Below are 15264 nucleotides of genomic sequence, written 5' to 3' on the forward strand. Positions count from 1 at the left end.
AGGCATGGCTCAATCATTCAACCTTAGCATAGGTCTTACGGTGCCAATGCCAGGCGGTTTCCACGATGGTGGGCAGGTCAGAATACTGGGGTTGCCAATTGAATAACGCTTTTGCCAAACTCACATCCGCCACCAACATGGGCGCATCCCCCGGTCGCCGCCCCATCTCCCGCACCGGCACCCGTTGCCCCGTCACCTGCTCCACCGTAGTAATCACCTGCCGCACCGAATAGCCCCGCCCCGTGCCCAAATTGACCGTGAGATTCGCCTGCTGATTTTGCACATGGTCCAAAGCCCGTACATGCGCCTGCGCCAAATCCGTGACATGGATAAAATCCCGCACCGCCGTCCCATCCGGGGTATCGTAATCCGTACCAAAAATCGGCACCGGTTCCCCCCCCAACAGGGAAAACAAAATCCGGGGAATCAAATGGGTTTCCGGGTCGTGGCACTCCCCCAACGCCCCATCTAAATCCGCACCGGCGGCATTGAAATACCGCAGTGCCCCATAGCGCAACCCATAGGCGTGGCTGAACCAATGGAGCGCCCGTTCAATCGCCCGCTTCGATTCCCCGTAGGGATTGACCGGGTTTTGGGGGTGGTTTTCGGTCAAGGGCAACCACTGGGGTTCCCCATAAATCGCACAGGTGGAGGAAAAAATACAGGTCTTTACCCCGCTGGACACCATCGCTTCCAAAAGATTTAACGTATTGACAAAATTATTACGATAATACTTAGCAGGGTACTGCATGGATTCCCCGGCTTCGATGCTGGCGGCACAATGGATCACCGCTTGAATGTCGTAGTTTTGGAACACCGCCTGTAGCCATTCCCGGTCGGCTAGATCGCCGGTGAGGGCTTCCCCCCATTGCACTGCCCAGGGGTGTCCTGTACTAAAATTATCCAGCACAAGGGGGGTTAAACCCGCCTGCGCCAGGGCTTTGCAGGTGTGGCTCCCGATATAGCCCGCCCCGCCGGTCACAAGAATCAACATCGCCGCTGTAAATCCGCAATCGTGTGCCTCAACCCGGTACGCAAATCCACCCGGGGGTACCAATCCAGTTTGGTGCGGGCGAGGGTAATGTCCGGTCGCCGTTGTTTCGGGTCATCCTGGGGCAAGGGGCAAAAGTGAATCGGGGATTGGGTGCCGGTCAATTCCTGAATCACCTGCGCCAAAGCCAATACGGTCAACTCCTCGGGGTTGCCCAAATTCACCGGGTAGGGATAGTTCACCCCCATCAACCGCACAATGCCCTCGATCAAATCATCAATATATTGAAAACTGCGGGTCTGACTGCCGTCCCCATAAATCGTCAGGGGTTCCCCCCGCAACGCCTGCTGGATAAAATTGGTCACCACCCGCCCGTCGTCGGGGTCCATCCGGGGACCATGCGTATTGAAAATGCGAATAATCCGTACTGCTAAACCGTACTGCCGATGAAACGCTAATGTAATTGCTTCCGCATAGCGTTTTGCCTCGTCATAGACACTGCGGGGACCCGTACAGTTCACATGACCCCAGTAGTCCTCCCGCTGGGGATGCTCCAACGGGTCGCCATAGATTTCGCTGGTGCTGGCTAAAAAAAACTGCGCCCCCTGCTGCCGAGCCAACTCCAGCAGGTGATAGGTGCCCTCACTGTTCACCCGCAACGTCGCCAAGGGCAACCCCAGATACTTGGGCGGAGAAGCCGGGCTGGCAAAGTGCATCACCCAATCCAAGGGTTCCGTCACCGCCAATGGGGTAATGACATCGTGTTGAATTTTTTGCACCTGGGGATGGTTGTCCCAATGGGCTAAATTGTCCCAGGAACCCGTACTGCAATTGTCCACCGCAATCACCCGATAGCCCTCCCGCACCAGGCGATCCGTGAGGTGACTGCCCACAAACCCTGCCGCCCCGGTGAGCAGTACCGTGCCCCCCATCAGCGTCCCAGCCCCACGTAGGTAAAGCCCGCCCGCCGCAAGCGTTCCCGGTCCAAAAAATTCCGCCCATCCAACAGCAGGGGGGAGCGCATCAGGGTGGCCAAATGCTCCCAGGGCAAATTCCGATATTGGGGCCAATCCGTCACCAACACCAACCCATCGCAGTCCTGGGCGAGGGTCTCCACCGCTTCGCAGTACTGCACCTCCAGCTTGGGCCATTCCCGTTGCGCCCGGGGTAAGGCCACCGGGTCATGCACCCGCACCCCCACCCCCCGTTCTAACAACTGCTGGGCAATGTCCAGAGCCGGGGCATCCCGCAGGTCGTCCGTGTGGGGCTTAAACGCCAATCCCAACAGGCCAATCCGGCGGCCTTTGAGAATTTTCAGGGTGTGTAGGAGTTTTTCCACCACCCACTGTCGTTGCTGGGCATTCACCAACCGGCTGGCCTGGACAATCCCCATCCCCAACCCGTAATCCCGGGCCGTGGCAATCAGCGCCGCCGTGTCCTTGCCAAAACAGGACCCCCCCCAGCCGATCCCCGCCTGCAAAAACTGACTGCCAATCCGTTTATCCAAGCCAATCCCCCGGGCAATTTGGGTCACATCCGCCCCCACCCGTTCCGCCAACTGCGCCATTTCATTGATGAAACTGATTTTCAACGCCAAAAACGCATTGGCCGCATATTTAATCAATTCCGCCGAGGTCAAATCCGCCGTGATCAGAGGCACCGCCGCCACATCCACCGGTCGGGGCAAAAAACTGGGCGGGGTAAAGGTTTGTTCCAGAATTGGTTGGTACAACGTATAGAGCACTTCCAGGGCTTGGGGGTTTTGGGTGCCGAGGACCACCCGGTCAGGGTAGAGGGTGTCGTGCAGGGCAGAGCCTTCCCGCAAAAATTCCGGGTTAGAAGCCACCGCAAACCGCACGGCAGGATTGGTACGGGTTTTCAGGGCTTCTTCGATCAGGGTTTCCACCCAGTTGCCACTGCCGATGGGCACGGTGGACTTATTCACAATCACGGTAAACGCCTGCCCCAAATGCCACCCCACCCCCTGGGCGGCCTGGCGCACGTAGGTCAAATCGGGATTGCCATCCGGGAGGGACGGGGTACCGACGGCAATAAACACCACCTGGGCCGGGGGAATGGCCGTGGCATAGTCGGTGGTAAAGGTGATGTTGGGGCGGGCCAGTTGCAGTAATTCCGCCAGATGGGGTTCATAGATGGGAATTTCCCCCCGTTGCAGGCGGGCGACTTTCTCCCCATCCACATCCAACCCCACCACCTGATGCCCTAAGTAGGCTAGAGCCACCCCCGTGGTCAACCCGACATAGCCCGTACCGATGATGGCAACCTGCACGCCAGCCCCTCGCCAAGGATTTCCTTATTTTAATCGCCAAGGGGTCGCTCACGGTGCGTGCCAACGCCCGGGTTGGTGCAGGAGGGCCGTGGCCGCCGCCGCCGGTAAGGGGGGTGCAAACCAATACCCCTGGCCGTAAATCCTGGTTTGGGGGCTGAAACTGCGTAGGAGTGCCAATTGTTCCTGGGTTTCGATGCCCTCCGCCACCACCTCCTTGTCCAGGGTCAAGGCCAGGGTGACAATCGCCCGCACCAAATCCCCCCCCTGGGTAAGCTGTTGGATAAACGAGCGGTCAATTTTCAGGCAATCCACCGGCAACCCCTGCAACCGGGCAAGGGAGGAATAACCGGTGCCAAAATCATCAATACTCACCTGCACCCCCTCCTGACGTAAGGCATTCAACGCCTGCCCCACCGTCTGCGGGTCGGCCATCAACACCCCCTCCGTCACCTCCAGCACCAACGCCTGGGGGGGCAAATGCCATTGCTGCAGGACTTCCCGCACCTGCGCCACCCATGCCTCGGCCCGGCGGAACGAGCGACCCGACACATTCACCGCCAGGGTCAAATCCGGTTGTACCTGCCGCCATTCGGCTAACTGGGCGCAGGCCGTCTGCATTACCCACTGGCTCAAGGGGTGAATCAACTCCGACTCCTCCGCCACCGGGATAAATACCCCCGGGGACACCAACCCCACCCCTGGCCGTTGCCAGCGCACCAGGGCTTCAAACCCAACAATACTGCCCCGCTGTACATCCACCACCGGCTGGTAGTGCAAGACCAATTCCTGTTGCGCCAAACCCTGCCTGAGGGCCGTTTCCAGTTCCAACTGTCCCTTGATCTGGGCGTGCATCCCCGGGCGGAATACCTCCACCCCACAGCGTCCCACCAGTTTCACCCGGTACATGGCAATATCCGCATTGCGGAGAATATCGGCGGGGTCATAGTCCGGGTCGTCATTCACACACACGCCAATACTGGTGCTGACCACCAACTCCTGCCCCTGCACCCACAACGGGTTTTGTAATGCCTCCAAAAGTCGCTGAGCCACCTGTACCGCCTCCGCCACCCCCGTCACCGGCTCGAGCAAAACCACAAATTCATCCCCCCCCAACCGTGCCAGCATATCCCCTGGCCGCATTTGGGACTGCAACCGGTTGGCCACCTGCCGGAGCATTTCATCCCCCACCGAATGCCCCAGGCTGTCATTGACCAATTTGAATCGGTCTAAATCCGCAAACAGCACGGCGTAGTACGTCCCCGCCCGCACGGCCCGCTGGTGTACCTGGTGCAGACGGTCCATCAAAAAATTCCGGTTGGGCAGACCCGTGAGGGCATCGTGCAGGGCATCGTGGAGCAGACGGGCTTCCATCCGTTTGCGGGCCGTGATGTCCCGGTACACCCACACCCATTCATCGGTCCGGGCCGCCGAACTGGACAGGGATAACACCGTCAATTCCACCCAAAAATCCTGATGGTGTTTGTTATACAGCACCAATTCGGTACGCACTGAAGCCCCCTGTTGGCGGGAATGTTGCAGATATTCCCACTGGGTGAGGTCGGTTTTTTCGCCACACAATTCCCCCAACCCCAACTGTTGAATTTCCTCCCAGCCATAGCCGGTCATCGCCAAAAAGGTGGGATTGGCGTAGATCACCTGCTGTCCCTGGGTAATGACAATGCCATCGTTGGCACAGACCACCACCGCTTCCATCAACTGCAACTGTTGCTGGACTTGGTGCGCCTGGGTGACATCCCGACCGACCCACTGCATTTCTACCAATTCGCCCCGGTCGTTGAGAATTTCCTGGGCTTGCCATTCCACCCAGCCCAGTTCCCCGTTCCCCCGGCGCAGGGGCTGTTTCCGCACCGCCAAGCCCAATTCCTGCCGGGAGCGTTGGAGCACTTCCGTGGCCGGCTGTCCCAGATAACGGCATAGCGCCGGATTGGCAAAGGTCAAGCGTCCCTGGGGGTCATGGCGACAGATGAGTTCGGTTTGGGCGTCCACAATCTCCCGGTAGCGGGCTTCCTGTTGGCACAACCGTTCCACCAACTCCGTCCGGTGCAAGGCCAACCCCAGGTAATTGGCCACCTGCTGGGCTAGGTCAATTTCCCCCTGTTGCCAAATATGGGGACGGGTGCAGTGGTGCAGGATGAGCAGACCCCACAGGGATTCCCGATGGCGGATCGGCAAAACCAAATTGGCTTGGACGCCAAACCGTTGCAATAGCTCCCGGTGACAGGCTTCCAGCGGTGCCGTCGCCACATCCGCAATGGCTAACACCCGCCCCCGGCGATAGCGTTCCAGGTACTGTGCCGTAAAACAATGATCCTGAATTTGGGTGTGGAGCATCTGGAATTGGGGGTCACTCAGGGCTTCCACGGCAAAATAGACCGACCCATCCGCCCGCACCGGTGTAATCGCCACCCGATCCGCCCCCAACAACTGCTGGAGTTTGGTCACCGCACATTGCATCACCGGTTCCACCTCGAGGGATTCTAAGATTTCCGTGCTGAGTTTCACCAAAAATTGGCTGGCGGAATCCTGGATTTGGGTAAGCTGTTCCGCCTGTTTGCGCTTGGTAATGTCCCCACAGGCCCCAATTAACCCCATGACTTGCCCCTGGGGATGGCGTTGGGGGTAGCCCATACACTCCAGCCAGAGGTCGGTGTTGTCCGCACAACGCACCCGAAAATCCACCTGGTAGGGCACCCCATCCCGCACCGCCTGCTGATAAACCGCCGTGACCGTCGCCCGTTCCTCCGGATGCACCAGGTCAAACCAGTTGTGCCCCAACGCCTGCGCCACCGGCCAACCCGTCATCACCGTCCACTGCCGGTTCACATAGGTGACGTGCCCCTGGGTATCCGCCAACCAGATCAAAACCGGTGCCTCATCCACCCCCGCCCCCGCCACCATCGGGAGCCACACCCCCACCGCCGTCGTTGCCGATACCGGGGTACATTCCACCCAATAGGGTTGCCCCTGCCAGAAACAGGCTTGCGCCTGGGGGGTTTGGGAGCGCAGACAGTCCGCCGCCATTGCCACTAGGGGGGACTCCTCCTGCCCGCTAATCTTTTCCCAAGCCGGATTCAGGCTCTGAACATCATAGGTACCGTCGGCTTTCTGCTCGATCCAGACCAAGGGATAGGGCAACCCGTGCAAGACTTTTTGAAAAATGGTTTCCCCCCCATTCATCGTGTTTGTCCGTGACCGTGAGGCAGAGAAGCATTGTTAAACATGGTCAGCATGGGAAAATTGTCTGAAATTAGACATTTATATTGGACATCTAAGGTTCCTTTATGCCTATCCTAGCCCAACGCCGCATTTTTTGGCTTGCTGGCCGCTTCCCCGCTGGCGTGACTTTTTGGGTAAATTTTAATTACTATTAATACTATTAATAATCAACAGCCCCAAAGGAGTAAGACGCATGGCCATCAAAAAAGGCGGGTTGGTACGGGTGCAACGGGAACGCCTGGAAAATAGTCTGGAAGCCCAGGCGAATGATACCCGCTGGTCCGCCTACATCTTTGAATCCCCGGCGGAAGTGCTGGACATCCGGGGCAACTATGTACAGCTGAAATTCCGGGTGCCGACCCCGCCCGTGTGGTTGCGGTTGGATCAGGTCGAGGAATGCACCTAGACCCGACCCTGCTGGCCGTCGGGGGGGTAACTGCCTGGTTGGCACTGGTGCTGACGATAGCTGGCGTGGTGGCGCAGAGAACCACGGTTGCCCCGGAGACCGTTCGCAAAATTGTCCACATTGGTACCGGGAATGTGATTTTGCTGGCCTGGTGGTGGCGGGTACCCACCTGGATGGGGGTAGGGGCGGCGATTTTGGCGGCAGTGGTGACCTTGATTTCCTACTGGGTGCCCCTTTTGCCGGGGATTGATAGCGTCAACCGCCGCAGTGCCGGGACGTTTTTTTATGCGGTCAGTATTGGCATACTCATGGCCTGGTTTTGGCCCCACGCCCATTATCAGTACACCGTCCTGGGCATTCTAATCATGGTCTGGGGGGATGGTCTGGCCGCCGTGGTCGGGCAACGCTGGGGCAAACACCCCTACGCCTTGCTGGGAATTCACAAAACCTGGGAGGGTTCCCTGACGATGGCGGGGGTGGCGGGGCTGGTGGCGGGCTGTGTCTTGGGCTGGACACCCCTGGTGCTGGTGGTGGCGGGGGTGGCGGCGGTGCTGGAGATTTTTTCCTACTACGGCTTAGACAATCTCACGGTGCCGGTGGGGACGGCGGCAGTGGCGTTTTGGTGGCAACAGGTATGGCCGGGGTAACGCTAGAGCAGGTGACGCAACGGTTTGGGCGGCAGGTGGCGGTGGCAGAGGTGTCCCTGCGGATTCCCGACGGGGAATTTTGGGTGTTGATGGGGCCTTCCGGGTGCGGTAAATCCACCTTGCTCCGCACCGTGGCGGGGTTATTGCCGGTGCAGGAGGGGCGGTTGTGGCTGGGGGAACGGTGTGTGAACCAGGTACCGGCCCGGGAGCGGGATGTGGCGATGGTGTTTCAAAACTACGCCCTCTATCCCCACCTGAGCGTGGCGGAGAATCTCGCCTTTGGCTTGAAAATGCGGGGGGTGCCCCCGGCGGTGCGCCAACAGCGGGTGCAGTGGGTGGCGGAATTGTTGGGGTTAACCCCCTTACTGGGGCAAAAACCGGGGCAACTCTCCGGCGGTCAACAACAGCGGGTGGCCTTGGGGCGGGCGATCGTGCGTTCCCCCCAGGTATTTTTGATGGATGAACCCCTGTCGAATCTGGACAGCCGCCTGCGGGATCAGACCCGGGCAGAATTGAAACGCCTGCATCAGCAGTTAAAAATCACCACCCTCTACGTCACCCACGACCAAACCGAGGCCATGACCCTGGCGGAGCAACTGGTCATCATGCACCAGGGACGGGTACAGCAGGTGGGCACCCCCCAGACCTTGTACCATCAACCGGCTAATCAAATCGTCGCCTCTTTTCTGGGCAATCCCCCCATGAACTTCCTGCCCGCCTGGTTTTTGCCCAATGGTCCCCCCGATGTCACCATCGGCATCCGCCCGGAAGCCATCCGCATCACCACCCCAGAAGCGGGAATGCGCCGGGGGCAGGTCACCGTCGTCGAACCCCTAGGGGATGTCACCCTGGTGCAGGTGCAGTTGGAAGCCGTCAGTCTGTGGGTCAAAACCCAGACCCTGCCCACCGTTGGGGAATCGGTGGGACTACTGCTACCGGCCAGCCATTGTTATTACTTCCACCCCCAGACCGGCCAACGCTTAGAACTTAAAACTGTAATTGGCTGACGTGAATCCACCCCATGGGCCCGCACACATCGGTTTGGTGCCATGACCCCTGGCGTTCGTACAGGTTAATCATCATTTTTTCCCGCACCGCGCAAATAATTTGGCCATTGGGAAAAGCCCGCACATTCGAGGGTGGATCAAAGACCAAAGCTACCCCTGCCCGGGTAATCGGCGGTTGGACGGGCGGCTGTGGCGGCACCCCAGCGACAACCCCACCCCTGCCTGCCACGGGCACCGTAGGGTCGGTCACGACTGGACTCGGCGTTGGGCTAGGGGAAAAGGTCAAACGCTGGTCAGCAGTAGGGCGGCGCTGTCCCCATACCAAGACAATCAGAATGCCCAACACCAGACATACCCCCCCGGAAATCAACGACCAGAGTAAAGCCTTGGGCATGGCGCATTTAATTACGGCGAGGCAATAGTAATTTAATTTTAATTCCCTTGGGATTGCGGTTTCCCTAACTCCTGGATTAGCATTAACTTAATTTAATAACCCCCTGGGCAGATATTGCTAAAAATTCATGAGCGAACCCGACCCCAAAATTCAAGCCAAGCTTCGTAAGTTGGAGCGAGAACTCTCATCCCAACCCGCCCGTGTCAGTCCTGATGCTTCGCCAGTACAAGAACGCCCCATTTCCCATCGGTTTGCCATCCCTTTGTATTTTTTAGCTATTGCTTGGGGGCAACAGATCATTGACCAAATTGCCTTTGCCGGACGGTGGAACCTGCCCCTTATTCCCCGGCGGGTGGTGGGTATCCCTGGTATTATCTTTTCTGCTTTTTCCCATGCGGATTTTGCCCATTTAATCGCCAATAGTATTCCCTTTATGATCTTCAGTTGGTTAATCTTAATCCAAAGTTTTCGAGACTATTGGATTACCCTTTTAGTGGGCTGGCTAGGGGGTGGTTTTTGCTGTTGGTTGCTTGGCCCCAAGCCAGTGCATGGGTTAAGTGGTGTTGTTTATACATTGTTTGGTTATTTACTATGGATTGGCTGGCAGGAACGACGGATCATTCCCCTAGTGATTTCCGTATTTGTCTTGGTGAATTATGGGGGATTTATTTGGGGCGTATTACCGCAGGACCCACGGGTGGCCTGGTGGGGACATCTTATCGGTTTTATTTTGGGAATTGGCACCGCTTACCTTTTGGGAAAAAATCAACCGAAGGATTTGGCAAATCAATGATCAATTTATCCATAATCTATCCGTAAAATATTCTCCAAACTTTGATGAAATTAGGTGATAAAATTCAGCGCAGTTGGCGTAAATTACTAACCCCCCTGATCGGTAACATTCCGGCGCAAGGGTATTGGTCAAGTGCCTGGGATTATTATCAACATTACCAGCAGGAGGGGCTACCAGGTTTGTGCTATTACCCCTACTGGTCCACCTATCAGGAATATTACCCGGTTCCCCGTTCCATTTATCCCCAACCGCATGGGGCTTTTTACTGGACAACTGTTACCATGCCGGAAAGTTATTGGGTCAGCATTCCCAAGGCTAAAGTATTAAGTGGTCGGCAGTCGGTGGGCAGTGTAATTGCTCATGATGGCAAGGTGATTCATGATTCCTCCCGACAATGGGCAAACCAGCCTGAACAGAATGAAGCCTGCTATCGCAAATTTCCCAAGCCAATTCCTACTGAAAAAACGATTGCCGTATTGGGCATTGGCGGGGGTGGCATGAATTATTACCATTGGTTGACGGATGTACTACCCCGGATTCATCTGTTAAAACATGGGCATATTTGGTCGAAAATTGACTCCTTTTTGGTGGATGAACCGAGTTCAAACTTAGCCATCACGTTAGATATACTCGGCATTAGCCCCTCCCAAATAATTTATACCCATCATTATTTCACCTTAGCCAGTCCGCTGGTGGTCATGCCCCAATTTCCCCGGGCACAATACCGCTGGCGCATTGATTTTTTAAGAGAGACATTTCTATCCCACCGAGATACCACAGCAACTAAAATTGAAAAGATTTATATCAGTCGTTCTAAAGCCAGTCGCAGACGTGTCTTAAACGAAGCAGAAATTTTAGATTACCTCACCCCTTTGGGGTATGTCCCCTGTTGGTTAGAGGATTTGAGTTTCCTAGAGCAAGTGAGCTTATTTTCCCAAGCTAAATATGTGATTGGATTGCATGGGGCTGGGTTGACGAATATCGCTTGGTGTCCAGCGGGGGCACGGGTGCTAGAGATATTTCCCAGTGAGTCTATTCCCAGTTATTATTGGGTGTTAGCCAGTCAGGTTGGTGTGGATTATTATTATTTACTTTCCCTCCATTCCCCCCCCTTACCCCAGGATGATACGGTGCTCAATCTCAAACAATTTCAACAAGCCGTAGAACATTTGGAATCTTGAGACCCTTTTTAGCCTGTTTTATGCCCTGGGAAGATGGTGCGACACCAGTGGACTCGATAGAATAGAATATGGGTCGTTTATTCCTTCATTTACTGTTAGGTTATGCCTGAATCCCTAACCCATTTGCCCGCTCCCCTGACCAAAATTGTGGAACGCTTGCAACGGGCGAACCCCGCCCGGATGAAATACGAATTGCTGATTCGCTATGCCCAGCAGGTGCCCCCCCTGCCCATAAGTGCCAAAATTCCCGCCAATCAGGTGCAGGGCTGTACCTCCCAGGTGTGGTTGGTGACGGATTTGGATGCGCAGGGCAAGGTGCAGATCAGCGGCGATGCGGATTCCCAGTTGGTCAAGGGGTTGTTGGCAATGCTGGTGCTGGGTTTGGGGGGAGCGACCCCGCAGGAGATTATCGCCCTGTCGCCGGATTTTATTCAACTCACCGGGTTGGATGTGAGCCTCACCCCGTCCCGCAACAACGGCTTTATCAGTATGGTGAATTTTTTGAAAAAACAAGTGATGGCGTACCTGGATTAGGCGGCGTGAAGGGAAAAACCCCGGTGGGAGATGAATCGGAAACGAAAGGGCACCTCTATCAATTCAAACAAAGTTAGCGGTCGTAGCACCCTTGGGTTCTGGGTACTATGGGTATGCCAACGATGAAATTGATGGCTACGCCACGCAGGCTATGGGTTGGCTTAAATAAATACAGATGCCCTAACGCCAACGATGGCACCGCCATAACCTTTTCTTTACCTGAACGTGTTAAGTTGCCTTTGAAAGCTGGTTGACGGTTTTCATCCCACCAAGCGGTAACGTTTGGCTTTGGATTTTTGATTTGTACTGTGTTTGTTTGTACTATGCCTGCAAAAAGTTGAGGAGTGGATTATGCTCAAGCGGTTCGGCTTGGCTCGGCGGTGGATGAGTTTTGTGACCCTTTTCCTCTTGGTGGCGGGGTTGACAACGGCTTGTGATTTTGGGGGGCAACCACCAGAGGGTTCTAAGTTACCCATTACTGGTGAGGTGAGTCTGACGGGTCTGGGGGCTTCCTTCCCGGCACCTTTGTACCAGAACTGGGCGGTGGGGTTGAACCGAATGCACAGCAATATCCGGGTGGATTACCAGTCCCAGGGGAGCGGCGCGGGGATTGAGAATTTTATCCAAGGGAATGTGGATTTTGCCGCCAGTGATATTGCCATGAAGGATGAGGATATTCCCAAGGTGCAGCGGGGGGTGTTGATGTTGCCCATGACGGCGGGCAGTATCGTTTTGACCTACAATTTGCCGGGGGTGCCGGAGGGGCTGAAGCTGAGCCGAGACGTGTATGTGGGGATTTTCAGTGGTCAAATTCGCCGCTGGAATGACCCGAAAATTGTGGCGTTGAATCCGGGGGTGACCTTGCCGGATCAGGGGATTACGGTGGTGCATCGTTCCGATGGCAGTGGGACGACGGCGGTGTTTACCAAGCACCTGAGTGCGATTAGCCCGGCGTGGCAAAAAGCCTTTGGGGAAGGGACGACGATTCAGTGGCCGAAAACGGGGAGTTTTGTCGGTGCCAAGGGCAATGAAGGGGTGACGGCGCAGATTCAACAAACGCCGGGTGCCATTGGCTATGTGGAATTTGGCTTTGCCCGCAACAATAAGCTGACGACGGCGGCGTTACAAAATAAGGCTGGCGAGTATGTGATTCCCACACCGGAATCGGGAGCGGCAACCTTAGCGGCGGGGGCACTGCCGGAAAATCTGCGGGCATTTATCAGCGACCCGGAAGGGAAAGAGTCCTACCCGATTGTCACCTACACCTGGCAGTTGCAGTACCAAAAGCAACCGGATGCCAATAAGGCGGTGGGGTTAGAAGTTTGGGTTGAGTATGGACTGAATGAAGGTCAAAAAGCGGCGCCGGAATTGGGATATATCCCTCTGCCCAAGGTGGTGCGGGAGCGGATTGCCAAGGCGGCTGATACCATGAGTGACAAGTACACGATCACCCTGAAGGATTAGGAAAAGGACGGCCAAGGATGACCCCAAGCACCGCTCTACCGGAACGTCGTTCCCGCTCCCCCCAGGAACGGTTGATTGACCGCTTGTTTGTCCGCTCTACCCTGGTCTTGGCGGTGCTGACCGGGGTACTCTTGGCTTTCATCGTTTTGGTGATTGCCTGGCGGTCTCTCCCGGCGGTGCAAGCCTTTGGGTTGAATTTTATTACTGGTTCGGCCTGGAATCCGGTGCCGGGACGGGAGGATTTTGGGGTCTTTCCCATGCTGTACGGGACGTTGGTCAGTTCGATTATTGCCCTGCTGATTGCGGTGCCTCTGGGGTTGGGGACGGCGATTTTTTTGAGTGAGGATTTTATTCCCCCCCAGCCCCGGTTGGTGATTTCGTTTTTGGTGGAATTGTTGGCGGCGATTCCCAGTGTGGTGTATGGACTGTGGGGGATTTTTGTGTTGATTCCCCTGATTCAACCCGTGGCGCAGTGGTTGCACGCCAATTTGGGCTGGATTCCCCTGTTTGGGACGGAGCCGGTGGGGCCGGGGATGTTGCCCGCTTCCCTGGTGTTGGCCATTATGATTTTGCCGATCATGACGGCGATTGCGAAGGATTCTTTGGCGGCACTGCCCCCGGAGTTGCGGCAGGCGTCCATGGGGTTGGGGGCGACCCGCTGGTGGACGATCTTTCGGGTGTTGATCCCGGCGGCGATTTCGGGGATCGTGGGAGGCACGATGTTGGGTCTGGGGCGGGCGTTGGGGGAAACCATGGCGGCGACCATGCTGATTGGGAATGCCAACCAGTTTCAGTGGTCCTTGTTGGCACCGGCGAATACGATTGCTTCCCTGTTGGCGAACCAGTTCCCGGAGGCGCGGGGGATTCAGGTGTCGGCGTTGATGTATGCCGCTGTGCTGTTGATGCTGATGACCCTGATTGTGAATATCCTGGCGGAAGTGATCGTCAACCGTCTGAAAGCGAAGTACGAATAGGAGGGGGAAAATCATGACCACCGCAACCCTAAATCCGCAAGTGGCTGGGCTGATCAAACGCCCCCAACTCCGCAACTGGGTGGGGGGTATCATGACGGGGCTGGTGGGGTTATGTGCCCTATGCACGGTTATTCCTTTGTTTGCGGTACTGGGGTTCGTGCTGGTGCGGGGGATCAGCCGCTTTAGTTTGACCCTGTTTACCCAACTGCCACCGCCACCGGGGTTGTCGGGGGGGGGGTTTGGCAATGCGTTTATTGGCACGATTCAGTAGTGTTGAATGTTAACGAAAGGGTGGAAAAGGGAGACTAAAAATGGTATTTTAGATTGGTAGAAACCACGAGTAACAGTATTTTTATGAGACGACAAATTCAGGGACTTATCAAGCCCTTGCTGAACCTTCTTCCCAAAAACGACTATCCAGTCTTGGATACTCGCTTGTTTGTACTCATATGGATGCACTTCATTTTAGATGCAAGAGTCGCCACCATGCGGGGCTTATTCTTCCTCTTGAATCATCTCAATTTTAAAGTTGACATATCAACGTTTTCTAAGGCGTGTAAACATCGTAGCACCGAGCCGTTTCAAGTGATCCTAAGAGAACTGCAAAAACGGCTTAAACATCATCAAGGTGAATTTAAGCACTTATTCCCATTAGATTCTACCATTATCACCCTGACCAGCAAATTATTCTGGCACTACAAGCAGGTAAAATTGACGCTTGGCCTGGATATAAATGAGGGCAATATCGGTGACGAATCAATTATATTTGGAAAGACTAATGACCATAAAATTGGGCATCTTGTGATTGGGACGATACCTGAGAATGCCGTTGGTATCATGGATAGGGGTTTTGCTTCCTGGAAATTAATGGACGAAATGTGTAAACGAAATACATTGTTTATTGTGCGGATTAGAAATAATATGAAGTTGCAACCTGACAATCCGGATATTCGGGTAATTCAATTTTTTAATGAAGAGGAAAACACAGAATATAGGCTAGCGACTAACGTGACTTCGATGACGGATGAAGAGATTTGTTCAGCCTATCGTTTGCGCTGGCGAATTGAGTTGCTTTGGAAGGCACTAAAGATGCACTTGAAATTGGATAGAATCATTACCAAGAATGAGAATGGTGTGCGGCTACAGATTTATGCCGTATTGATTGGTTATCTAATTTTAAGATTGCTGGAGATAGGTCACAATAAGACCTATGAATTGATTGACAAGTTGCGATATTTACAAATAGAAATAGGCCGACACTGTAGCTTCATGGAACTCGTAGGGGTAGAGCCGCTCGTAGGATAACCCTGACCCCTTATGTTAAGTTTTATTACGGACATTCAACA

15 protein-coding genes are annotated in these 15264 nt (G+C 55.2%); 10 read left to right on the top strand and 5 right to left on the bottom strand.

Annotated elements, in window-relative coordinates; all coding sequences use genetic code 11:
- Nucleotides 1-13: 13 nt before the first annotated feature.
- From galE to MLD66_RS09405, 4 genes are read right to left on the bottom strand one after another with little or no spacing between them, the layout of a single operon-like run.
- Complete coding sequence (gene galE, locus MLD66_RS09390; RefSeq protein WP_247217245.1) at nt 14-994, bottom strand: UDP-glucose 4-epimerase GalE; 981 nt, start codon at nt 992-994, stop codon at nt 14-16.
- Entirely contained in the window at nt 988-1923 is a 936-nt protein-coding gene (locus MLD66_RS09395) for a UDP-glucuronic acid decarboxylase family protein (protein ID WP_247217247.1), read from the bottom strand. The genes galE and MLD66_RS09395 overlap by 7 nt, the downstream gene beginning before the upstream one ends.
- Nucleotides 1923-3281 (bottom strand): UDP-glucose/GDP-mannose dehydrogenase family protein, encoded by a 1359-nt coding sequence (locus MLD66_RS09400; RefSeq protein ID WP_247217249.1) that lies wholly within the window; start codon nt 3279-3281, stop codon nt 1923-1925. Before MLD66_RS09400 ends, MLD66_RS09395 begins: the two co-directional genes overlap by 1 nt.
- Before the next feature lie 48 nt (nt 3282-3329).
- Nucleotides 3330-6479, bottom strand: coding sequence for an EAL domain-containing protein (locus tag MLD66_RS09405; protein WP_247217250.1), 3150 nt, complete (start codon nt 6477-6479; stop codon nt 3330-3332).
- A gap of 232 nt (nt 6480-6711) precedes the next feature.
- Here MLD66_RS09405 and MLD66_RS09410 point away from each other — a divergent pair, with 232 nt between their 5' ends.
- From MLD66_RS09410 to MLD66_RS09420, 3 genes are read left to right on the top strand one after another with little or no spacing between them, the layout of a single operon-like run.
- Nucleotides 6712-6924, top strand: coding sequence for an NAD(P)H-quinone oxidoreductase subunit O (locus MLD66_RS09410; protein ID WP_247217252.1), 213 nt, complete (start codon nt 6712-6714; stop codon nt 6922-6924).
- Nucleotides 6915-7571 carry a diacylglycerol/polyprenol kinase family protein gene (locus MLD66_RS09415; protein WP_247217254.1) on the top strand — a complete coding sequence of 219 codons (657 nt, stop codon included), beginning with the start codon at nt 6915-6917 and terminating at the stop codon, nt 7569-7571. The genes MLD66_RS09410 and MLD66_RS09415 overlap by 10 nt, the downstream gene beginning before the upstream one ends.
- Nucleotides 7547-8578, top strand: coding sequence for an ABC transporter ATP-binding protein (locus MLD66_RS09420; protein ID WP_247217256.1), 1032 nt, complete (start codon nt 7547-7549; stop codon nt 8576-8578). Before MLD66_RS09415 ends, MLD66_RS09420 begins: the two co-directional genes overlap by 25 nt.
- Here MLD66_RS09420 and MLD66_RS09425 read toward each other — a convergent pair.
- Nucleotides 8559-8972 (bottom strand): hypothetical protein, encoded by a 414-nt coding sequence (locus MLD66_RS09425; protein WP_247217258.1) that lies wholly within the window; start codon nt 8970-8972, stop codon nt 8559-8561. The genes MLD66_RS09420 and MLD66_RS09425 overlap by 20 nt on opposite strands.
- Before the next feature lie 127 nt (nt 8973-9099).
- Here MLD66_RS09425 and MLD66_RS09430 point away from each other — a divergent pair, with 127 nt between their 5' ends.
- From MLD66_RS09430 to MLD66_RS09460, 7 genes are all read left to right on the top strand, one after another.
- Nucleotides 9100-9765, top strand: coding sequence for a rhomboid family intramembrane serine protease (locus MLD66_RS09430; protein WP_247217260.1), 666 nt, complete (start codon nt 9100-9102; stop codon nt 9763-9765).
- Nucleotides 9766-9809: 44 nt separating this feature from the next.
- On the top strand, nt 9810-10946 hold the full coding sequence (locus tag MLD66_RS09435) for a glycosyltransferase family 61 protein (RefSeq protein WP_247217262.1): 1137 nt from the start codon (nt 9810-9812) through the stop codon (nt 10944-10946).
- 102 nt (nt 10947-11048) lie between these two features.
- Nucleotides 11049-11480, top strand: a complete 432-nt coding sequence (locus MLD66_RS09440) for a SufE family protein (protein WP_247217264.1) — start codon at nt 11049-11051, stop codon at nt 11478-11480.
- 351 nt (nt 11481-11831) lie between these two features.
- On the top strand, nt 11832-12944 hold the full coding sequence (gene pstS / locus MLD66_RS09445) for a phosphate ABC transporter substrate-binding protein PstS (RefSeq protein WP_247217266.1): 1113 nt from the start codon (nt 11832-11834) through the stop codon (nt 12942-12944).
- 17 nt (nt 12945-12961) lie between these two features.
- Entirely contained in the window at nt 12962-13918 is a 957-nt protein-coding gene (gene pstC / locus MLD66_RS09450; RefSeq protein WP_247217268.1) for a phosphate ABC transporter permease subunit PstC, read from the top strand.
- A 13-nt stretch (nt 13919-13931) separates the two neighbouring features.
- Nucleotides 13932-14189: a hypothetical protein gene (locus MLD66_RS09455; RefSeq protein WP_247217270.1), complete on the top strand. Its 258-nt coding sequence runs from the start codon at nt 13932-13934 to the stop codon at nt 14187-14189.
- 83 nt (nt 14190-14272) lie between these two features.
- Entirely contained in the window at nt 14273-15223 is a 951-nt protein-coding gene (locus MLD66_RS09460; protein ID WP_247214935.1) for a transposase, read from the top strand.
- Nucleotides 15224-15264: the final 41 nt, after the last annotated feature.

The organism is Synechococcus sp. C9 (assembly GCF_022984075.1).
Classification (GTDB): domain Bacteria; phylum Cyanobacteriota; class Cyanobacteriia; order Gloeomargaritales; family Gloeomargaritaceae; genus Gloeomargarita.